The sequence below is a fragment of the Niallia laureatilytica genome, from assembly GCF_046613985.1.
Classification (GTDB): Bacteria; Bacillota; Bacilli; order Bacillales; family Cytobacillaceae; genus Niallia.
Genome location: NZ_JBKKHP010000012.1, coordinates 74,924 through 96,978, shown reverse-complemented (window position 1 = coordinate 96,978; position 22,055 = coordinate 74,924). Strand labels below are relative to the sequence as shown.

Annotated in this window: 21 protein-coding genes and 1 riboswitch; of the genes, 17 read left to right on the top strand and 4 right to left on the bottom strand. The window is 36.3% G+C overall.

Annotated elements, in window-relative coordinates; translation table 11 throughout:
• Positions 1 to 60: 60 nt before the first annotated feature.
• The 4 genes from ACLIJJ_RS22470 to ACLIJJ_RS22455 all read left to right on the top strand — a co-directional run bounded on the left by ACLIJJ_RS22470 (position 61) and on the right by ACLIJJ_RS22455 (position 3,286).
• Positions 61 to 756, top strand: a complete 696-nt coding sequence (locus ACLIJJ_RS22470; protein ID WP_411411738.1) for a hypothetical protein — start codon at positions 61 to 63, stop codon at positions 754 to 756.
• A gap of 95 nt (positions 757 to 851) precedes the next feature.
• Positions 852 to 1,526 (top strand): response regulator transcription factor, encoded by a 675-nt coding sequence (locus ACLIJJ_RS22465; RefSeq protein ID WP_233317001.1) that lies wholly within the window; start codon positions 852 to 854, stop codon positions 1,524 to 1,526.
• Positions 1,516 to 2,943, top strand: a complete 1,428-nt coding sequence (locus ACLIJJ_RS22460; RefSeq protein WP_411411737.1) for a sensor histidine kinase — start codon at positions 1,516 to 1,518, stop codon at positions 2,941 to 2,943. The genes ACLIJJ_RS22465 and ACLIJJ_RS22460 overlap by 11 nt, the downstream gene beginning before the upstream one ends.
• A gap of 126 nt (positions 2,944 to 3,069) precedes the next feature.
• Positions 3,070 to 3,151, top strand: a riboswitch (cyclic di-GMP riboswitch).
• Positions 3,152 to 3,166: 15 nt separating this feature from the next.
• Entirely contained in the window at positions 3,167 to 3,286 is a 120-nt protein-coding gene (locus ACLIJJ_RS22455; protein ID WP_233317003.1) for an anti-repressor SinI family protein, read from the top strand.
• Positions 3,287 to 3,356: 70 nt separating this feature from the next.
• Here ACLIJJ_RS22455 and ACLIJJ_RS22450 read toward each other — a convergent pair whose 3' ends face one another.
• Positions 3,357 to 4,922: a histidine kinase N-terminal 7TM domain-containing diguanylate cyclase gene (locus tag ACLIJJ_RS22450; RefSeq protein WP_411411756.1), complete on the bottom strand. Its 1,566-nt coding sequence runs from the start codon at positions 4,920 to 4,922 to the stop codon at positions 3,357 to 3,359.
• 245 nt (positions 4,923 to 5,167) lie between these two features.
• Between ACLIJJ_RS22450 and ACLIJJ_RS22445 the strand changes: the two genes are divergently transcribed.
• From ACLIJJ_RS22445 to ahpF, 4 genes are all read left to right on the top strand, one after another.
• Positions 5,168 to 6,358 (top strand): Ger(x)C family spore germination protein, encoded by a 1,191-nt coding sequence (locus ACLIJJ_RS22445; RefSeq protein ID WP_233317004.1) that lies wholly within the window; start codon positions 5,168 to 5,170, stop codon positions 6,356 to 6,358.
• A 154-nt stretch (positions 6,359 to 6,512) separates the two neighbouring features.
• Entirely contained in the window at positions 6,513 to 6,815 is a 303-nt protein-coding gene (locus ACLIJJ_RS22440; protein ID WP_233317005.1) for a hypothetical protein, read from the top strand.
• Positions 6,816 to 7,273: 458 nt separating this feature from the next.
• Positions 7,274 to 7,837: an alkyl hydroperoxide reductase subunit C gene (gene ahpC / locus ACLIJJ_RS22435; protein WP_233317006.1), complete on the top strand. Its 564-nt coding sequence runs from the start codon at positions 7,274 to 7,276 to the stop codon at positions 7,835 to 7,837.
• 12 nt (positions 7,838 to 7,849) lie between these two features.
• Entirely contained in the window at positions 7,850 to 9,379 is a 1,530-nt protein-coding gene (gene ahpF / locus ACLIJJ_RS22430) for an alkyl hydroperoxide reductase subunit F (RefSeq protein WP_233317007.1), read from the top strand.
• Between the two features lie 69 nt (positions 9,380 to 9,448).
• Here the strand turns inward: ahpF and ACLIJJ_RS22425 are convergent, their stop codons facing one another.
• Positions 9,449 to 9,925: a hypothetical protein gene (locus ACLIJJ_RS22425; protein WP_411411736.1), complete on the bottom strand. Its 477-nt coding sequence runs from the start codon at positions 9,923 to 9,925 to the stop codon at positions 9,449 to 9,451.
• A gap of 297 nt (positions 9,926 to 10,222) precedes the next feature.
• Positions 10,223 to 11,194 carry an AraC family transcriptional regulator gene (locus tag ACLIJJ_RS22420; protein WP_233317009.1) on the bottom strand — a complete coding sequence of 324 codons (972 nt, stop codon included), beginning with the start codon at positions 11,192 to 11,194 and terminating at the stop codon, positions 10,223 to 10,225.
• A gap of 141 nt (positions 11,195 to 11,335) precedes the next feature.
• Here ACLIJJ_RS22420 and ACLIJJ_RS22415 point away from each other — a divergent pair, with 141 nt between their 5' ends.
• The 7 genes from ACLIJJ_RS22415 to ACLIJJ_RS22385 all read left to right on the top strand — a co-directional run bounded on the left by ACLIJJ_RS22415 (position 11,336) and on the right by ACLIJJ_RS22385 (position 19,901).
• Complete coding sequence (locus ACLIJJ_RS22415; protein ID WP_411411735.1) at positions 11,336 to 13,351, top strand: alpha-L-rhamnosidase-related protein; 2,016 nt, start codon at positions 11,336 to 11,338, stop codon at positions 13,349 to 13,351.
• 18 nt (positions 13,352 to 13,369) lie between these two features.
• Positions 13,370 to 14,680, top strand: coding sequence for an MFS transporter (locus tag ACLIJJ_RS22410; protein WP_411411734.1), 1,311 nt, complete (start codon positions 13,370 to 13,372; stop codon positions 14,678 to 14,680).
• A gap of 200 nt (positions 14,681 to 14,880) precedes the next feature.
• Positions 14,881 to 16,092, top strand: a complete 1,212-nt coding sequence (locus ACLIJJ_RS22405) for a sensor histidine kinase (RefSeq protein WP_411411733.1) — start codon at positions 14,881 to 14,883, stop codon at positions 16,090 to 16,092.
• Positions 16,089 to 16,730 (top strand): response regulator, encoded by a 642-nt coding sequence (locus tag ACLIJJ_RS22400; protein ID WP_411411732.1) that lies wholly within the window; start codon positions 16,089 to 16,091, stop codon positions 16,728 to 16,730. The genes ACLIJJ_RS22405 and ACLIJJ_RS22400 overlap by 4 nt, the downstream gene beginning before the upstream one ends.
• A 123-nt stretch (positions 16,731 to 16,853) precedes the next feature.
• Positions 16,854 to 19,025, top strand: a complete 2,172-nt coding sequence (locus tag ACLIJJ_RS22395; protein WP_411411731.1) for an MMPL family transporter — start codon at positions 16,854 to 16,856, stop codon at positions 19,023 to 19,025.
• Positions 19,026 to 19,105: 80 nt separating this feature from the next.
• A complete protein-coding gene (locus tag ACLIJJ_RS22390; protein WP_341079937.1) occupies positions 19,106 to 19,621 on the top strand; it encodes an RNA polymerase sigma factor in 516 nt (171 codons plus the stop codon).
• A 157-nt stretch (positions 19,622 to 19,778) separates the two neighbouring features.
• Complete coding sequence (locus tag ACLIJJ_RS22385; protein ID WP_267913447.1) at positions 19,779 to 19,901, top strand: hypothetical protein; 123 nt, start codon at positions 19,779 to 19,781, stop codon at positions 19,899 to 19,901.
• A 69-nt stretch (positions 19,902 to 19,970) separates the two neighbouring features.
• Here the strand turns inward: ACLIJJ_RS22385 and ACLIJJ_RS22380 are convergent, their stop codons facing one another.
• Positions 19,971 to 20,417 (bottom strand): Rrf2 family transcriptional regulator, encoded by a 447-nt coding sequence (locus ACLIJJ_RS22380; protein WP_411411730.1) that lies wholly within the window; start codon positions 20,415 to 20,417, stop codon positions 19,971 to 19,973.
• A 226-nt stretch (positions 20,418 to 20,643) separates the two neighbouring features.
• Here ACLIJJ_RS22380 and ACLIJJ_RS22375 point away from each other — a divergent pair, with 226 nt between their 5' ends.
• Both ACLIJJ_RS22375 and ACLIJJ_RS22370 read left to right on the top strand, forming a co-directional pair.
• Positions 20,644 to 21,213, top strand: coding sequence for an NAD(P)H-dependent oxidoreductase (locus ACLIJJ_RS22375; protein ID WP_411411729.1), 570 nt, complete (start codon positions 20,644 to 20,646; stop codon positions 21,211 to 21,213).
• Positions 21,214 to 21,280: 67 nt separating this feature from the next.
• Positions 21,281 to 21,922 carry an NAD(P)-dependent oxidoreductase gene (locus ACLIJJ_RS22370; protein ID WP_233317018.1) on the top strand — a complete coding sequence of 214 codons (642 nt, stop codon included), beginning with the start codon at positions 21,281 to 21,283 and terminating at the stop codon, positions 21,920 to 21,922.
• The last annotated feature ends 133 nt before the right edge of the window (positions 21,923 to 22,055 follow it).

The window sequence follows — 22,055 nt, the reverse complement described above, 5'->3', positions numbered from 1 at the left end:
GTGCCTGAAGTAAAAATAGGTGCTTCTCCTTCTTTAATAAACGTGAAAGGAGCTAAAAAAATGAGAGAAACAATTCAAGACTTACTTCAAATCAATCCTATATCTTATCTAAGTTATGACAAGGCACTGTCAATTTTTATTTATCTAGCAATAGCATTAATTGTGTCTGTCATTCCGATTGTTAAAGCTTGCTTTTCCATTTGGAACACTTTGCTGTTGAATATTATCAGCGATATAGCTGCTGGCAGAAAAATCAGGGGCATTAAGAAGAAGAAACAGCTGCTTGAGGGTGAAGCAGACGGGAAAACATTAAAAGCTGCTTTTCATATGTATTTAGGACACACAGGCGCTTTAATAGCAGCTACTGGTTTATTTTACTTAGTTTCAAAGCAGCAGTACGAATTTATTTTCTATATATTAATCGGGCTTCTTGGGTTATCGTTGTTGTTCTGGATTCGCAGCTTTGTCGGGTTTGTCTGGGCCATTCTTTCTATTGCCATGCTAACAGCACCGTTGTATTACGGCGATGAAACGATCATTATGCATGGCGCGATATTTCTAGCAGCGATTATCCTTGTTCAATCTGTCCTCGGGTCCTTTGTTCAGCTGAAAAGCAGCGTTTCTAATAGAAAGTTAATGAAAGGAAAAGGAATCTTCGGAAGACTTAAGTGGGTCCCAGCAATGATGTTTGGAGTAGTGCTGATTGGCCAATCTCTTTATGCAGGCTTTTTCATTGTTACTACTTTCTTAAGTTAATTTTAAGAATATGTTGCTAGGATTGGCAGAAAGTGAGTAAGACTTCAGACTTATAATAGATACAAGAAATAATAAAAAAGGAGGAGGAGTTTTACATGAACATACTCTTAGCGGAAGATGATTTCCAGCTTGGTGAGCTAGTTGAATATATGTTAAAGAAGAAGGGCAGCTATAAGGTCGATTGGGTTACAGACGGGGAAGACGCATACGATTACGCGAAAGCCTCACACTATGATATATTGATATTGGATTGGATGATGCCTAATGAGGATGGTGTGTCTGTTTGCAGACGGTTAAGATCCAGCGGCTATTCTGGAGCAATCTTAATGCTGACTGCTAAAGATGCTGTAGAGGATCGAATCATCGGATTGGACGCGGGAGCAGATGACTATCTTGTAAAGCCCTTTGAAATTGAAGAGCTCCTTGCCCGCTTGCGTGCTCTGTCCCGACGCAATTATGCACCTATTCTTGAAGAGCAGCTGTCCATTCATGAAATGCAATTAAACAGGCTCAGCCAGACAATCTCCAATGGAGCAGACGAAGTACAGTTAAGTCCTCGTGAGTTCCAGATGCTCGACTTGCTCGTGCAAAACCGTGGACAAGTGCTGCCAAGGGAAGTGATTCTTGACAGGATTTGGGGTTTGGATGCAGATGTATCCATGAAAATAATTGATGCAACAGTCAAGCTGCTCCGCAAGAAGTTGGACATGATTGGTCAAAATGGGCTGCTCCAAAGTATAAGGGGGGTAGGTTATAAATTTGAAAGCTAAAATAGCGTCACTTGTTTCTATCTGGAAAGGACGAAACAACCAGGATATCTTTAAAAGCACTCAATATCGGCTGACTGCACTATACAGCGGCTTGCTAATGCTGTTTTTGCTCCTGTTCATTATTGTTGTTTATTTGCTATTATATTTTACTATTTTTAAGGAGCAAGAACGCGAGCTGAAGGTGACTGCAGAACAGGAAGCAACCAGTATTGAAGCCTATTTGACACAGACAAATCAAACTAATCTTCTTGAATTTCAAAACCAGAAATCACTGGAGAAGGATGTAGATCAGTTTTTCTTTTATGTTGTTAATACTTCTGGTTCACTTGTTCTGGGAGATGAAACGGTGTCTGATTCCCGGTCTGAAATTTTAAACAAGCTGGATGGCTGGGATCCTTCTGAAAACGAAATTCGCAGTGAAACGATAAAAGTGGACAATATAACAGCCGAAAGAAGATTTAAAACGAGAGGCAGAGTAGAAGAGTTCGAGTCAGATCAAAAGCAAGAAACCGTGCGGCTCCTTGTAGCAGCACAGCCTATATACCATCATGGCCAAGAAATCGGCTTGCTTTACATAGGTAAGGAAATCTCGTTTGCGTACCAGCTTTTTAAAATGCTTCCCTTTATCCTGCTAGGGATAGCCGTTCTTTTTATGGGAGTCGCTATTTATATCAGCTACTATATGTCCAAAAAAGCGATGATTCCGATTTCAAGAACGTTTGCGAGACAGAAGGAGTTTGTTGCAGACGCGTCTCATGAATTGCGGACACCGTTGAGTGTGATGCTATCTTCTATAAATGCAATGGAAATGACAGCAGAGTTTAAAGAAGAGGATTATTCACACAAGCTTCTTTTTAATATGAAAAATGAAGTGAAAAGAATGACCGGTTTAGTCGGAGATTTATTAACAATTGCCCGATCAGACATGGAGAAAATAGAGTTGGCAAATGAAACCTTCGATTTTTGCCCATTAGCAAAGAAAACAATCCAATCTTTAAAAATGCTTGCTGATTCGAAACAAATTAAATTATACTTACATGCCCCTGAAGCACTGATTGTGCATGGAGATTCACAGCGTTTTACACAGCTGTTGTATATTCTAGTAGATAATGCAATTAAGTATACTCCGAACGGCGGAGAAGTCTTGCTGTCATTGGCTGCTGATGGGAGAGAACTAGTGGTGGAAGTTAAGGATACTGGTATCGGAATCGACCCGAAAGATCAGCAGCGAATCTTTGACCGTTTTTATCGCACAGATAAATCAAGAACAAGACAAGTCGGGGGTCATGGCCTTGGGCTTTCTATTGCAAAATGGATTGTCGACAGCTATGCAGGGACGATTCACGTAAGCAGTGAAATAGGCAAAGGAAGTGTGTTTTCCATTAGAATTCCTATACAAAAAGAAAATGATAAATAATCTGTTTGATGACAGGGAAAGAGCCTAATCTTTAGGAGAGGTTAGGCTCTTTTTGCGTTAGTCGAAAATTGTCGATAAAAAACAGTTTTGTATTTATAGAATTTTTTGTAAAATTAAAATATAAGAATAAGTAAAGGGCAAACTGCTTGAAAGAGTAGGGCGCAAAGCAACAGATCTAAGGGATTTCTATGATGGCTGTGCTGCCTAAAAACCAGGAGGGCGTATGGCTGACACAAGTGCTGAATTAAAATTGGATATGGAATGGATTCAATTAATAGTAGAAGCAAAAGAACTTGGATTAACGATTGAACAAATTAAAGAATTTATTAACCAGCAGAGCTAAGCGTTTTTAACATACATATATGGATAGAAAAAAGGTCAAATCTATAGATTTGACCTTTTTTATTACCAGCTTATTGTTTGATAAATTCCGGCAAAAACATTTGAGCATTATTTCGTCCGCTCCGTTTGGCAGTATAAAGTGCTGCATCTGCTTCTCGCATTAAAGTTTGAATAGTTTCGGCAGCATCATTTGTAATAAAGGCTGTATGGGAAACACCTAAGCTTAAAGTAGTATATATATTTATTTCGTGAACGGGTGCGAAGCTTTCTGAAACTTTCAGGCGGATAACATTGGCTAAACGGTATGCTTCATTTAAGGACGTTTCTGGAAGGAGGATGATAAATTCTTCTCCTCCGTATCTACCAATTATATCTTCGTCACGAATGGTTTTCTTTGCTACTTTAGCTACATGAGATAAAACGATATCTCCAGCTTCATGTCCGTATTGATCATTAATTTTTTTGAAAAAATCTATATCAAACATAATGAGAGAGACATTTGCTTGAATTGTTGAAGCTGAAAGCATTTCTTCTGCTTTTTTTAAAAAATAGGTACGGTTGTATACTTGTGTAAGGCCGTCAATAGATGCAAGCTGCTTGAGCATTTTTTGCATTTCTATCTTTTCTGTAATATTAACAAACGAGACTATTTTCCCTATTTTCCCTAACCTATTATCCTCGACAAGAGAGAAATGTACTTGATGATAAATGCTTCTATTCCCTTGATTCCATTCATAGTCACAATCTACACCTTTATCAATAATCTTCATAAGCTTTTGGTTGCCTATAAGAAGGCTGCTTAAAGGTTTTCCAATTACAGAAGCATTTAGACTTGGAATGATAGGAAGTATAGCATCATTATAATCAAGGATTACACCATTTTGATTTAATACAATAACCCCTTCTTTCATTCTCTCAAATACAGTATCCCTAAATATTGGCATTACATTGAACATCTTGAAGGTCAGAAGAGCAATAGAATGAAATATAAAGGATAAGCTCATGGATACTGGTCCAAGATCAATTCCATAAGGGCTTAGATTGTTTAAGTAAAAATAATTTGCAATAATTGGGAAAATTAAACCTGCTGACATAGTAACTATTTGTATTCGAAACATAAAGGAAGCATTTTTCAGTTGTTGTAGCAATGTAATAATACTAACAGTTAAACAGAAGAACATATAAAAAGCATGAACATAAAATAATGGTCCATATTCCAACTTTAAGATAGGAAACGGTACATCGCTTCTTAGCGCAACAGAAGAGTAGTACAGATGGTGAAGGTCATTGGTTGCTTGCATGAAAATTGTAAAGCATGGAATTAGAAATAGGATGTAATAGTTCCACTGCTTTAGCTTTTGGCCAACGTATTCCAAACACATTAAAAAGAGAAAGGCCGGAATAAAAGGCATAACAAGATACTCCATAGTTACCCAAAGTTTTATTGTCTTAAGAGAGGTGCTTGATAACTCAAAGACATAAAAAAAGGAAAATATAGAGGAAAATAAAGTTGCATATTGATAAAATCTGGCACCTGGTGCACCTTTCAGCTTAAAGTAGGAAAATATGTACAGAAATAAGCTTAAAGAACCTGCAACAATAACCAATAGTATATAAAAAATCAATTCGTTATACATCAAATTGTAGTACTCCAATAATTTTAAATGGATCTAACAAAAACTTGGCTGATTATATTAGTATGTCATTCTTCAATTATACTTTAAGATACTGCATTAGGTAAGCTATTTTAGAAACTATTGAATAGTGATGGAGTACCTTCGTACACCATGTTCATGCATAAAAGGCATCAGTAATACAAAAAATAATAAATAACATCCTACATAGGAAACTTTTAACAGCCTTATACAGGCGAGGGATACTTATGAAATTATTTAAATTAACAGTCATAATAAGCTTTTCACTGCTATTTTTAACAGGCTGCTGGGATAGAGCGGAGCTATCAGAGGTGTCTATCGTAACAGGTGTGGCAATCGATAAAGGAAAAACGAAAAAATACAGGTTAACCATTGAGACCACGGAAGCGAGAGAAATGAATTACCAAACTGCAACAGGCATGGCCCCATCATTTGTTTATTCATTAGAGGGGGATGCAGTAGGAGAAATTGCTCATAAATTTAATATATCTAATGCATCTCGTCTAGTTTACTCTCATATGAGACTGCTTGCAATTAGTCAGGAAGTGGCGGAAACCGGCACGATGGACTTCATGGATTTTTTTGACCGCAACAGAGAAATGCGTGATGACTTTAGTATAGTGATTGTTAGAGGACAAGATGCAGGAAGTTTGTTGGAAGTTACAAATATGTACAAAAAAAGCCCGTCCTTAAAAATCTTTACACAATTGAATACGATGCAGAAAGAGTGGGGCGGGGCACCTGATATTAAGTTAAATGATTTTGTGCGTTTATATAATGCACAAGGTCAGTCTCCTGTCCTTGCAGCAGCCCGATTAATTGGTGATCCAAAAAAAGGCGGAAATGTTGAGAACTTAAAGAGTGAAGTCCCTGAGAGTTCAGTAGTTATTGACTCAATTGGCGTAATCAAAAACGGTAAACTCGTTGGTTTTGCAACATTAAAGGAAGTTAGAGATATGCTCTTTATTCAGGGAAGAATAAAGAATACAGAATTGACGGTTAAATGTATTAAGGGAGATAAGAAGTTTGGCTATCGTATTACTAGCACAAAAACAAAGGTAACAGCGAAAGAGAAAAATGGCATTCCAACCTTCCATGTTAAAATTAAGGCAGAAGGCTATTTAGAAAGTACAGGTTGTACAAATGAATTTAAAAAGGAGTCTGCTTTTGAAGGGCAGGAAAAAGCTATTAACAAAATGATGGAAGACGAGATAATGCGATTTATTAATAAATCTAGAGAAGAGTATAATGCGGATATATTTGGTTTTGGAGAGTTTTTACGAGAACAAGATTATAAGCACTTTAAGAAATACGGAGTTCAATGGGATCAAGGCTTTGCCAAAGCAGATATAAATATTACTTTCGCTGCAGAAGTAAAAAGAACTGGTTTGAGAAGCAATCCATATATGATGAAATAAATAATTGATATTCACGTGAACCTCGACCAATATGTCGAGGTTTTAAACTTTCTTTTAAAATAATTTACTTTAATGGTAGCTTACGTTATTATACGTAGAAATACTGTGTACATAAATATTCTATGTACTTCACTTTTGAATGGAGTTTAGAGAAATGAAAATATCTTTTTTAGGTTTATTATTACAAATAGTATTCGTTCTGTTGATAACCATGTTTAATCATGTGCGCGTTTTTGTTATGGAGCAATACTCTATCTATCATGTAGCTTTATTTGAGCTGTTTATAGGTTTGGGTAGCTTTATTTGCGGAATTATCGGGCTGGTAAAAAAAGAAAATATAATGCTTTCCTTTTTTGTTATGGGGTTTGGGCTGCTGATTTGCATCTATTTTGTTTTTATATATCTATTAGGAGAAGCGGGGAATCCACCACCTATTCGGTGGCTTTATTTTATCTAAAAATTTGTTGTTCCACATGAATTTATAAAAAAGTAGCCATTGGTAACAATAGATATTAGAGAAACAGCTTATTTTCAAAGCTTACCTTTCTTAGAAACGAAGAAAAAAATCATTATAAATCAAAAAGACTTTAAATTATTGTTTATAATTTTTAATTGAAAAAATTCCTACTTTAAAAATGCCGATTTCTGTTGTTCAATTGAGAATAACTGCTGATGAATAGTAATGAAATTCGGCAATAAATGAATTAAACTACAGCGTCCTTATGAGAAAAAATGTTGATTTTATCGATTTTTTGATAGCCTTTTCATTTTATCTAGATTAAAATAATTACATTTTTTATTTGATTATAAATAATGATTGTTTTATAATACTAATTATTAATTTAATATTATTAAGTTATAAAATTTATTGTTAATTTAATAATACATCAAATCACTTTTAGGAGGAAATTTTTTATGTCATTAATCGGTAAAGAAGTAGCAGAATTCTCAGCTAAAGCATTTCACAACGGTGAGTTCATCGATGTTTCTGAACAAAATTTAAAAGGTCAATGGAGTGTAGTTTGTTTCTATCCAGCAGATTTCACATTCGTATGCCCAACTGAATTAGAAGACCTTCAAAACCAATATGGTGCTTTGAAAGATCTTGGAGTAGAAGTTTATTCTGTATCTACTGACACTCACTTCACACATAAAGCATGGCACGATCATTCTGATGCTATCGGAAAAATTGAATACATAATGATCGGTGACCCTTCTCAAAAAATCTCTCGTATCTTTGATGTGTTGAATGAAGAAGAAGGCCTTGCTGATCGCGGCACATTCATCATCGATCCAGACGGAGTTATCCAAACAGTTGAAATCAATGCAGACGGAATTGGCCGTGATGCAAGCACGCTTGTAAATAAAATTAAAGCTGCACAATATGTTCGCAACAATCCAGGTGAAGTTTGCCCGGCTAAATGGCAAGAAGGTTCTGAAACACTTAAGCCAAGCCTTGATCTTGTAGGAAAGATCTAAGGAGTGTCATCAATGATATTAGATGGAGACATTAAAGCACAATTAGAACAATATCTTCAGCTGATGGAAGGCGACGTTTTATTAAAGGTTAGTGCAGGTACTGATAAAGTATCTACTGATATGCTTGCTTTAGTAGATGAACTGGCAACTATGTCGCCAAGAATTAAAGTAGAAAAGACTACTTTACAAAGAACACCAAGCTTCAGTGTTAACCGTATCGGAGAAGACACTGGTGTCATCTTTGCAGGAATTCCATTAGGCCATGAATTTACTTCATTAGTTTTGGCACTGCTTCAGGTTAGCGGAAGAGCTCCTAAAGTAGACCAAAGCTTGCTAGACCAAATTAAGAACATCAAAGGCGAATACCATTTCGAATCGTATATCAGCTTAACTTGCCATAACTGCCCAGATGTTGTTCAAGCATTGAATGTGATGAGCATTTTTAATCCGCAAATATCACATACAATGATTGACGGCGGAGCATTTAAAGAGGAAGTGGAAAGCAAAGATATCATGGCAGTGCCAACTGTTTTCGTAAATGGTGAGCCATTTGGCAGCGGCCGTATGACTTTAGAAGAAATTCTTAATAAAATCGGCAGCGGTCCAGATGCTTCTGAACTTTCTAGTAAAGACCCTTACGACGTACTAGTTGTCGGCGGCGGTCCAGCAGGTGCTAGTGCAGCTATTTATGCAGCACGTAAAGGGATTCGCACAGGGCTTGTTGCTGAACGCTTTGGCGGTCAAGTAATGGATACATTAGGTATTGAGAACTTCATTAGTGTGAAGCATACTGAAGGTCCTAAGCTTGTTGCCAGCCTTGAGGAGCATGTGAAGGAATACGGCATTGATGTAATGAACTTACAGCGTGCTAAGCGTTTAGAAAAGAAAGATTTAATTGAATTAGAGCTGGAGAATGGTGCAGTTCTTCAAAGTAAATCTGTCATTCTTTCTACAGGAGCTCGTTGGAGAAATGTAGGCGTGCCTGGTGAAGCTGAGTTTAAAAACAAAGGTGTTGCGTACTGCCCTCACTGTGACGGACCATTGTTTGAAGGAAAAGACGTAGCTGTTATCGGCGGCGGTAACTCTGGTATTGAGGCTGCAATTGATTTAGCTGGTATTGTAAAGCATGTTACAGTGCTTGAATTCATGCCTGAACTAAAAGCAGATAAAGTACTGCAAGATCGTCTATACAGCCTTCCAAACGTTACAGTATTAAAGAACGTACAAACAAAAGAAATTACCGGTACAGATAAAGTAAACGGTATTTCTTATATCGATCGCGATACAGAAGAGGTTCATCATGTTGAACTTCAAGGTGTGTTTGTTCAGATTGGTCTTGTGCCAAATACTGACTGGTTAGGTGACACAATCGAACGTACTCGCTTCGGTGAAATCGTTGTAGACAGACACGGTGCTACAAACATTCCTGGAGTTTTTGCTGCAGGAGATTGTACAAACAGTGCTTATAAACAGATTATTATTTCCATGGGATCAGGGGCAACGGCGGCTCTAGGCGCATTTGATTATCTGATTCGCAACTAAATATAATATAAAAGGCTTTCGGTAACTAGTTTGCCGAAAGCTTTTTTTTACCTTCTATTTGTTCCCCTATCATAGCTTCCGTAACCTGTCACTGCTCCGTTCAACAAGGAATTGAAATAAATACAATAAAGGAGCTTTCATAAAGAAATAAATAAAAAACTGCACATTGTTAAAGCGAACTAATGTATAGTATTTAAGTTTCTTTGCAGCAAAAGTATAAGGAAATGCGAAAAAAGCATGTATTAATGCATTGATTATCATAAACTTTTTGAAATTCCCATAGGCTATCTTTAATGTCCACATGGAAATGAAAATAAATGGACCAGTATTAAAAGGCAATTCATCGACCCAATAGGTGTTTGGCTTATTATAAAAAACCCACCACTTACGGTCTTTGCCAACTTTTGCATGCAAAATTTCAATAATGCCAATTATTAAGGTAGCAGGAAGAAATCTTTTTATATTTTTAACACCGATAAAATATAGCGACAACCATGAAATCGTAACCATACAAATATTAAGTAGAGATTGAATTTTAAATGACATATTGAACCCTCACACTTTTTTTATTAGGATTCTTTTTTTAGTATTTATTATTCATAAAAAGTGTTTTCCGTACACTGCTGTAGTACTGAAAAGTCTGTTTGATATTGGAGGGCATATAGCTTGAATAAGAGCAATGAAAGGAGAAAATTTTCATACGCCAAGCATGCTAGATGGAGAAACCACAACCTCTGCTAGCGCGCCATTTTCAGAAAAATGATTTTTTAACTCTTATAAGAAGATAAATCCCCTTCTAAATTAATGTTAGAAGGGGATTTTTAAAACAACAGTATGCTCTCCTTATCGTGTTTTCCGATAGTGCAAAGGAGTTTCTCCATATTTCTGCTTAAACATTTTGTAAAAATAACTGGGATCATTATAGCCGATTTCATAAGTGATATCTGCAATTGGCATATTCGTTTCCCGCAGCAGTTTTTTTGCTACGCTTAATCGTTTATCGTTCAATAATTCAAAAAAACCTTTCCCTAAATTTTGTTTAATTTTAGAAGACAGGTAGTTTTTATTAAATTTAAATGTTTTTGCAAGGGAAGCAAGTGATACATCCTGATAATGACAGTCTATGTAGCGGATGATTTCAATCATTTTACTGTCCATCGTGTTCTGCTTCTCGCCCCAAGCCCGATTTTCCAGTATACGACTCAGTTCATAACTTAATATGGAAAAGTAATGTTTCATAACCTCCTGTTTGAAATGCTTTTGATTAAAATATTCAACCATCATATTCCGTAGTACGGATAAAATCGTCTCTTTTCCTGACACATCAATCAGTAAAAAAGTGCTGTGAGCGGATTTTTCGCGAATAGCATTAAGCAGAAATTCGCTGAAAATCGAATGTGATTGGAAAGAGTCAAACAAAATATCCATCGAGAAAAAATTCTCATGTACTAAAATATTGATTAAAATATCATTTTCTCCAATATTATCAACTTTTTGGACCACATCTTTATCCATTACGATAATGTGGTCCTTTTTTAGTTCAATTTTTTCATCATTAATATACTGCGTACAGTTTCCAGAATACATATAGTTTATTTCAACAAAGTCGTGGGTGTGTGCTGGAGTGTATGAAAATCTTTGCTGTTTATTGATAAAAATATTTCCCTCAAGAAAAAATGCCTCTTTTGGGATTTTCGGGACTTTTTGAAGGGCATAAGGAAGGTTTAACTCGTTAATATTTTGTTTTTCTTTTCGTTGAATCTTTTCAACTTCTGTATGGCTGAAAAGGTACTCATCTAATGTCGATAATTCCATGTGCTTAATATCCTTTCCGAATATTTTACTAAACCTGAACAAAGACCATATTTTCAAGAATAAATGCCATTTTATCTAGATTTTATTTAGATTATACTTCGTATGTAAGCGTTTCACAAGTAGTGAGAAAGGATGAAAATAGTGAATTATTGGATTTGGTTTCCAGGAGATTTTGAAATTTACCATATTATGAAACAAAATTTTAGTCGAGAAGAACGTGGCTTTGATTGGCCTGCCTATTGGTTTACAGCTGGTTGGAACCATAATGTTAAGTTTAAACAAACGTATCATCTCAAAGAAAAGACAACTTTTACGGTACATGCTAAGGGGAAGGGGCATGTAGCTGTTACAAGACGGGAGGAGGCTGGTAGTGAACAAGTCGATAAATACCCATTTGAACAAACTATTACTTGTAATCCAGGTAAAATAACGGTTGAAGTGATTGTTTGTCATTTGGAAGGATTGCCTAGTATCTTTGTGTGCGGGCAAACTATATTTTCTGATGAGACTTGGTTTGCTTCAAACTATATCGAATCAGATCAGGCTGTAGGTGTAAGCGCTCTTTTTGTGGATAAAGAGCAAGATCCGATGGAATTTCCTTACACATATGAACAAAAGACACCCTCGAAGATTGAATATGTAAATGGAGGTACATTGCTAGATTTCGGTCATACCATTACAGCAAAAACAAAAGTGATTTTCTCCGAAAGATTTCATCCTATTACGTGTTGTTACGGTGAGAGCAGGACAGAAGCACTTGATGATAAGGACTGTTACCTCAAACAAGTGATAAACACTCGTGATGATAAAGACTTTGAACTATTGGAAGAAAACACTTTTGTTACCCGACTGCGAGCGTTTCGCTATATCTTTTTACCCAATGTAATGGATGATTCAGTAATGATTACTGCTATCCGGCAATATGTTGAGTTCGGCGGAGTAAGTCAGTTCCACTCATCAGATCAGCAGCTCAACCAAATTTGGGAGGTTGCCGATCGCACTTTCCGTACTTGCAGTGATATCTTCTTTTTAGATGGAGTTAAACGGGATAAATGGGTATGGTCGGGAGATGCCTATCAAAGCTATTTCATTAATCGCTATAGTTTTTTCAACAAAGAAATTGTTGAGCGGACAATTCTTGGGCTCCGCGGTACCAATCTTATGCAACAACATCTTAATACAATTATCGATTATTCCCTGTATTGGCTGATAAGCATTGAAGAGTATTATCAAACATTTAGTGATCGCAGATTTATTGAGGGAATTTATCCGAAAATGGTATCCCTGCTGCAATATTGTGAATCCCAAACGAATGAACACGGTTTTATTTACGGTAAACCAGGTGATTGGGTGTATATTGATTGGGCAGAGTTTGATATTTCAGGCCCGCTCTGTGCAGAACAAATGCTGCTGGCCCGTGCTTATCAAAGCATGATGAGCGTTGAGAAAGCATTGGGAATGCCAAATGGAGACTTACAAGCAAAATCAGAAAAGCTAATAGCCAATATCCATAAATATTATTGGGACGAAGAGAAGGGCGGCTTTATAGACAGTTATGAATCTGGTAAACGGAACATAACAAAACATGCTAACATCTTTGCCATACTGTTTAATATAGTTGATGAAAAAAAAGCAGCGATTATTAAAAAGAATGTTTTATTAAACCCAGCAATTAATGATATTCATACACCGTATTTTAAGTTTTGGGAGCTTGAAGTAATGGCACAAATTGGTGAATATTCGTATGTCCTTGAGCAAGTTAAATCCTACTGGGGCGGGATGTTAGCTGAAGGTGCGACGACTTTCTGGGAATATTACGACCCTAACGAAACAGGTGCCGAAAAATATGCAATGTATGGTGATAAATATGGGAAAAGTCTCTGTCACGCATGGGGGGCCAGTCCTATTTATTTAGTCGGGCGTTATCTGTTAGGCGTTCAGCCCACAGCACCAGGGTACAAAAGCTTTGAAGTGGCTCCACAAGTAGGCCTTTTTAAAGATTTCTCCTGTGTATTGCCAGTCGGAGCAGGGCAAGTAAAAGTTGAATGGAGCAAGCAACAACTTACTGTTACAGCAAACGTATCTGGAGGAGTTCTTCGTCTAGCTAATCGAATTATTCCTATCGAAAGAGAGCAGGAATTAATTATTAACTTATAAAAAAGGGAGTAAATGAATATGGAGAAATCACAAGATAAGCTTTCAGGTAAAGACTGGTTTTTAGCAAGTGTTGCAGGTGTTGCTTCCTACCTGGATGCCGCATTGCTTGTCAGCGCCGGCATTGCTCTAGCAATTTGGTCTGACCATTTCGGCATTAATCCATGGTGGACAGGAGTTATCAGCACAGCGCTAACCCTTTCTGTTGCGATCGGGGCATTGTTTGGCGGCCGTTTATCTGATAAATTTGGCCGGGTCCGTGTCTTTAACATCGATATTCTGCTTGTAGCAATCGGCAGTATTATCATCGCCTTTTCTAATAGTATGCCAATGCTACTCATTGGGTTAATTATCGCAGGACTTGCATCAGGGGCAGATCTGCCAACATCGCTTGCTGTCATTACGGAGCGTGTTTCACCGAAACATCATGGTAAAGTTATCACTATTACGGAGATGTTTTGGATTCTCGGGATTCTCCTTTCACAAGCACTTGGTTTCTTAACTTCTACCATGGATATGACAGGGACACGGGTGTTGTTCATTTGGATTGCCGCAATAGCCCTGATTAATTGGGGCATTAGGGTGTTTTCCAAAAAGTTTCGTCAAGTTGAACATGAACTTTACGAACAAAATGCACATGAAAATAATCGCGCTCAACCAGCACAAAAAGTTTCCATCAAAGCGATTTTTGCTTCCAAAAAGTATATGGTGCCGCTCATCTCGATTACTGGTTTTTATCTGTTTTGGAATATCCCAGCAAATACTTGGGGCTCGTTCGTCAATTATTTCCTTGTTACCATTAACGGACGGACCCAATCATATTCAACTGCACTAGGCTTCTTTGCCAACCTTGCTGCAATTGCCGTTCTCTTTTTCATTTATATGAAATTAGCTGATACTAAATATCGATACACAATGATGCATACCGGAATTTTTCTTTGTGTTCTGTCTTTCGTGATTTCTGGAATTTTTGGCGGAACATCATGGATTATTTTCTCTGCCGCTTACTTTATTTACTCTGCTTGTAATAACTTACATGGAGAATCAATTTATAAAATTTGGACACAATCATTCTATCCGCCAGATTTGCGGGCAAGCGTCACAGGCTTTTCAATTGCTGTTGTCCGTATTTTAACAGCGGCGTGCTCTGTATTTACACCAGTCATTATGAACTACTCACCAGACCTTCTAATGTGGATGCTAGTTGCCTCACTAGTCATCTGCTGGGCATTCGCAGCTGCAACAATAAAATTAGTAAAAAAATATAATATTCACGATCCAGGAATAAGAGAATCTGTAACAAATAAGGATACTGGTCTATCGCAAAGATGACTTATGACATAAGCAGTCCCATGTTTACTAAAAGTGAACATGGGACTGTTTTTTTAAGGAGGCTTTGTTATAAACTTATGTACTAAAGTACATAGTGATTGTACTTTAGTACATTTAATTTTTCGAGAGTTTTCTCTAAAATAAAAAAAGAGATAATTCCTTATAATAAAAGTATTTAACGTATAGAAAGCGGTGTATACATGTCTGTATATAAGCATAATAAATTTTATTCTTTTGCTGATTTTACTCATTTTTTGTTGCTGAATAAAATACCTTTTCTCTTATGGATTTTAATTGTCTTTATTTCAGCAGTAACATTTCAGCATATTCATTCACCATTGCTGTTAAATAGTATAATTGTTGGTGCTTTTATGGTTGTTCATGTATTACTTTACTGGTATTCAGATGTACTGATTGCTAAAAAAAGGTTAGTGTATTTTATTGGGCAAACAATGATTATTTTTGCGGCGGCCTTTATATTACCTATTGGTTCTATTTCTTTGTTGGTTGGTCTTTTGCCATTGTTAATTGCACAAAGTATCATTATTTTTAAAAAGAAAATCCAAGTAGTTATCGTATTTTCTTTGTTGTATTCTCAATATTGTATAGTTATTCTCCTGAATTACGGCAGAGGGGAACTGCTTGAATTTATCTTGATTTTTATTTTCATCCTTATTATTGTTGTATTTTATTACTCCATCTATCACGGTCAAGTAAATGCACGTATTCGGACCCAATATTATTTGACTGAATTAGAGGCAGCACACATTAAATTAGAGGAACTAACTTTGGCTAATGAAAGACAACGAATGGCAAGGGACTTGCACGATACGTTAGCACAAGGTTTAGCTGGATTGATTATGCAACTTGATGCAGCCGATTCTTATTTAGAAAACGGAAATGCTGAAAAATCACAGGAAATTATTCGAAAGTCGATGGATCAAGCTCGTAAAACATTACGGGAGGCGAGAATAGTCATTGATAATTTACGTGAGAACTCGTTAGCTGATATGAACTTTGAGAAGGCTGTAACAGAAGAAATAGAGCGCTTCAAAGAAAACACATTGATTGCAGTAGAGTCTCTCATTAATGTTAAAGTAAATCTTAGTAATTTATTAAAAGAACACAGCCTTTATATTATAAGTGAAGGACTAACCAATATCGCTAAACATTCACATGCAACAAAAGCTGCTGTTACTGTAATAGGTGAAAAAGGCGAAATACTAATAAAAATTGAAGATAATGGGATTGGTTTTGACAATGTTACAAAAGTACAGCGTGGAAGTTACGGCTTGTTAGGCTTGAAGGAGCGAGTGAAGATCATTGGCGGTGAGCTCAGTATAGAAAGTGAATTAGGAAAAGGTACGAAAATAACAGTAAGATGCAATTTAAACAAAGGAGTAATGAGATGAAGTATAAAGTTCTAATTGTGGATGATCACACTGTTGTTCGTGAAGGGCTTAAAATGATCCTTGAAACGAATGAATCATTTATAGTAGCAGCTGAGGCTGGTAATGGAGAAGAAGCAATCCGGTTAATTGATAAAACCTCCTTTGACGTCATTTTGATGGACTTAAATATGCCGATAATGAGTGGATTAGATACTATCAAAGCGCTTAACGAAAAAGATATAAAGATTCCCATTATTATTTTGACAACATACAATGAGGATGACTTAATGGTACAAGGTCTTGAATTAGGAGCAAAAGGATACTTATTAAAAGATACTGGAAGAGAGGACTTGTTTCGAACAATTGAATCTGCAGCCAGAGGAGAAACACTATTGCAGCCAGAAATAATGCAGAGGCTCTTGAAGTCCCAACATAAAAAAAAGAAATCTTCTGATGATAAAAACCGACTAACAGAAAAAGAACTGCTTATCCTGCAGGCAGCTGCTAAAGGGTTTCGAAATAAAGATATAGCTTATGACCTTGGAATAGCAGAAAGAACGGTTAAAGCGCATTTTACTAATATTTTTAATAAGCTTAATGTCACCAACAGGGTGGAAGCTATAAGAGCAGCTATTGATTCTCAGTTAATAAAATTATAATATTGCCCTTTCGTACATAGTGCTTCTGCCCCAATGTACGATTTTTTTTTGCTATTTTTCCTTTAATATAAAGCATGTAAAAGGTGAGCTTTTAAAAAAAGGGAATAGTGAGAGGAGAAAAAAATGGCAAAGTTTTTATATAAATTAGGAAATTGGGCAGGTTCCAACAGCAAAAAAGTCATCTTAATGACTATCATCATTTTAATTGGCTTAGGATTTGCAGCTGTCGGTATTGGAATGTCATTTAAAGATGATCTTGCAATACCTGGAACAGAATCAGAAAAAGCAATGAAGGTGTTGGAGAAGGAGTTTCAGAGTAGTGATAACAGCGGGCAAGTTTATCTTGTTATGAAAGCCCCTAAGAATGAAACACTAGATTCTGAAGAAAACAATAAAGTAATCAAGGAAGTTCTTGAAGAAATAAAAAAAGACAAGACAGTCACAGCGGTGGCAACACCTGCAGAACTAAAAAATATTAATGCTGACAAGCAGATTGGCTATGCCGTAGTAACTTATGATAGACCTGCAGGAAAGGTATCAGACAAGTCGAAAGAACATGTGGAAGATAGTTTGCATATCACAAGGGATGCAGGTATACAAACAGAGCTCGAAGGAACAGTAGAGTTCGATGTAACGAAAGGCGGCGGTTCAGAAACTATTGGAATTATAGCTGCTTATGTAGTATTAGCACTTACCTTTACTTCTTTATTAGTAGCTGGAATGCCTATACTTACTGCCTTGTTTGGTTTAGGTATCGGAATTTTACTAGTTCTTATCGGTACGAATTATTTTAATATCCCTTCTATATCGATGACATTAGGTGCTATGTTAGGTTTAGCAGTCGGAATTGATTACGCTCTGTTTATCATATCCCGTTTTAGACAAGAGATGAAACAAGGCTATTCAGTGAAAGAATCCATTGCTATTGCAAATGGAACAGCAGGAAGCGCAGTAGTATTTGCAGGCGTTACAGTTATTATTGGACTAGTTGGCCTGCTTGTAGTAGGCATCCCATTTATAGGTGTAATGGGGGTAACTTCTGCTGTTGTTGTACTATTTTCAGTTATTATTTCCATCATTGTAGTTCCAGCTCTTTTAGGGATGTTAGGTAAAAAAGCAGGACCATATAGAAAAAATAGACTGCTGCAACTGTTAACAAGAGCTGATAAGAAAAAGGACGTTTCTAATAATAAATGGGGCAGATTTGTTACGAAAAAACCATTAATTACATCCCTCATTGGTATTGCTATTTTAGTATTTATGACGCTACCATTCTTCCATATGGAGCTAGGTTTACCAACTAAGGGAGATAAAACCCTCGATAAAACAGAGCGAAAAGGGTATGATCTCCTTTCAGAAGCATACGGAGAAGGATTCCATGCCTCGTTAGTCGTTATTGCCGAACCACAAGGAGATGCCAAGGAGTTTCAGAATAAGCTTTCTGAAGTAGCGGAAGACATAACAGCATTAAATAATATAGAAAAGGTTTCACTTCCAGTTCCAAACAAATCCGGTAATGTATTTTTGATAAGTGTTTCTCCAAAAACAGGACCAAATGACTCAGATACAAAAAAAGTGGTGCATGATATAAGAGATCTTTCCAAACAGGAAGAAGTAAAGTTAATGGTAACAGGCTCAACAGCTATTAACATTGATATCTCTGAGAAAATAATGAATGCCTTACCGCAATTTGCCGTTTTCATCATTGTTTTCGCTTATTTGCTGCTAATGGTAGTGTTCCGCTCATTACTAATTCCGTTAAAAGCAGTGCTAGGTTTTATTCTTTCTATTGGTGCAGCCTTCGGATTTACCGTATTTGTTGTTCAAGACGGTAATTTGCAAGATTTATTTGGGTTGCCAGGACCAGCAGCTATCCTGTTTTTATTGCCGATCTTAAGCATTGGAATATTATTCGGTTTAGCAATGGATTATGAAGTGTTCTTAGTGAGCAAAATGCGCGAGGTATATACTCATACGGGAGATGCTAAAAAAGCTGTGCTTGCTGGGATGAGAGAAAATGGAGCAGTTGTAACAGCAGCAGGATTAATCATGACATTTGTCTTTTCAGGTTTTATCTTAGCGGAAGATCCAATAATTAAACAAATGGGATTAACTTTAGCATTTGGAGTATTATTTGATGCATTTATAGTTAGGATGACAATTGTTCCAGCTGTGATGACATTAATGGGCAAAGCTTCCTGGTATTTACCGAAATGGTTGGATAAAATTCTTCCTAATATTGATATTGAAGGGGAGACAATATTCAAGGCGGAAGACAAAAAGAAAAAACATTAAAAAGCAGAATCTAAAGCATATAATCCGCTTAATCTAGTAGATTGAGCGGTTTTTCTATATAGTAGGCAGGAGGAGTTAAAGTGTCTCATTTAAAAAACTTTGAAGATTGGTATCTAGATTATAAGCATGACGTATACAAGTATATACTTTCATTTGTAAAGAATCGCCATTCAGCAGAAGACTTAATGCAAGAGACTTTTATAAAAGCTTACGTAAAAGCAGACACATTTAAAGGAGCATCTAACGTAAGGACATGGTTGTTTAGCATTGCTTACCATGTAACAATGGATTACTTTAAAAAGCAGATGTCTATTAATCAGATGGTGTTTAAATATAAATCAGTGATGATGTCGCAAGAAACCTCATCGGATATTAAAAAAAGGGAAAATAAAAAGGAATTATTAGCTTCCATAAGAAAACTAAAGAATTCTTATAGACAGGTGCTTATATTCCGAAAGCTTCAAGGCTATTCTGTTAAAGAAACTGCTAAAGTATTACATTGGTCGGAAAGTAAAGTGAAGGTGACTTTAAGCAGGGCATTACGGAGCTTAAGAAAACAATTAATAATCGATGGGAACTATATGGAAATGCTTTAACATTAATCTTTATATTTACTCCATTATTTTAGTGTTTTTGCCCTAGTGTACATGTAAATTTGCCTGATTGTACGATTTTTTTGGTTTTGATTTCTTTTATAATAAATGTATAGAGGAGGATAACGAACGAGTGGAATAAAATAAGGAGCTGACAAAAATGAAAAATAAACTAGTGTACGGGATTGTATTCAGTGTCTCACTTCTGGCAGGGTTTATTTTATTCTTTGCGGAAAAGAGGTACAGCAAGGAATATAAGAATAACAACAATACGAGTTTATAGTTATCCAACAGTTGGAGCGTACAGAAAGAGAAGTCTGCATTTAACAGACTTCTTTTCATTTTTAAAGCACTATTTAATGCTTTCATGATTCTTTTCTTTTTCGATAATATCTTTTACAACATCGTCAATGGTAACATGACTTAAAGCTTTCTCCATTGCTGATTGAGCAATGGTAAAGAGGGGAAGTACTGCGTCTTGTATATTTCTTCCTACAGGACAATCAGGGTTTGGATTGTCGTGTATACTAAACAGCTCTTTTTCTTGGACGACATTTACAGCTTTATAAACATCAAGCAAAGTTATCTCAGCTAACTTTTTTGCTGCTTGAGCTCCGGCAATTCCTGGACGGACGTTAATTAAGCCGACATTTTTAAGCATGCCCATTATCTTTCTGATCACGGCGGGATTTGTATTTACACTGCTTGCTAAAAACTCAGAGGAGTTAACACTTGTTTTATTTATTTCAATAAGAGTCAGTATATGAATACCAACAGCAAAACGACTGCTGATCGACATGTAAAACACCTTCCTAACGATAAGTTCCATATTCATGTAATTATTCTGGTTACAAGTATATTATACCTAAAGATCTTAAAAAGTCTCGGGAAAAACAATTTTATATACCTGTTGACAAGTTAGATACATGTAACTTATATTATTACATGTAACAACTATTGTTACAACTAATTATCTGTGAACGAAGTTATTAATGATAAACATAGAAAAAAGTGGAGGAATGGTAATGAATCATTTAGTTATTTATGCACATCCAAACGAAGAAAGCTTTAACCATGCTATTCTCGGTACGGTCGTCGAGTCTTTACAAGAGAAAGGTCATGAAGTTATGGTTAGGGATTTATATGCAATTGGGATAGACCCGGTTTTAAAGTTTGATGGTAAGGGTGAAGTAGATCCAGAAATTAAAAAAGAACAAGAATACATCAGCAAAGCGGATGTTATTACACTCATTTATCCAATCTGGTGGACAGGAATGCCGGCTATTTTAAAAGGATATATTGACAGAGTTTACTCCTACGGATTTGCTTATCAGTACAATACTGATGGTGGTATAGATAAGCTGCTGGCAGGGAAGAAAGGTCTTATTATCAATACTCACGGAACACCGAAGGATATTTATGATTCTATTGGAATGACAGAAGCACTAAAGAAAACCTCTACAACAGGAATATTCGAATTTTGCGGTATCGAAAGTGTTGGTCATTTAATTTTTGGCAGCGTTCCTTCAGTGGATGATTCAACAAGAAAAGGAATGCTTGAAGAAATTAAAAACGAAGTAAACTCATTGTTTTAACTAAGCGAGAAGCCTTTAGGTGGAAGAGTTGTAACTATTAAAATTATAATTAAAGGAGGAGTTTATAATGAAAATTGCAATTATAGGTGCTAGTGGTAAAGCAGGAAATTTAATTTTAAAAGAAGCAGTAGAACGGGGACATGAGGTTACAGCAATTGTAAGAGACGCTGCAAAAATACAAAATCAACAGGTAGCTGTCGTTGAGAATAATGTTTTCAACTTGAAAACAGAAGATATTCAAAAATATGATGTGGTAGTAAATGCTTTTAATTCTGCTCCAGGCCAAGAAATCCAGCATATTGAGGCAGGTCAGGTGCTGATAGAAGCATTAAAAGCTTCCCCAAACACTCGACTAGTTGTAGTAGGTGGAGCAGGAAGCTTATTTGTAGATGAAGCGAAAACGATGCGCGTTCTGGAAACACCTGAATTCCCTAAAGCGTATTATCCAACAGCTTTTAATATGGGAGAAAACTTAAAAGAACTGCAAAATACGAATGATATTAACTGGACATATATTAGTCCTGGAGGCTTCTTTAATCCAGAAGGCAAGCGTACAGGATTCTATCAAAAGGGCGGAGATGTTCTTTTTCTGAACTCTAAAGGTGACAGCTATATCAGCTATGCCGACTATGCAATCGCCGTATTAGATGAAATTGAAAATCCACAACATAAAAACCAACGATTCGCTGTTGTTGGGGAAGCTGAATAAATTTAGATTTGGCCAAAAACCGACCTATATATGGTCGGTTTTTCATTTTAATAAATAAGTTGGAGCAGGAATGCCGCATGTAAATGAAAGAGTTATCTTTCATGTATTTAGCTATCAGAAAGTGGCTACACAA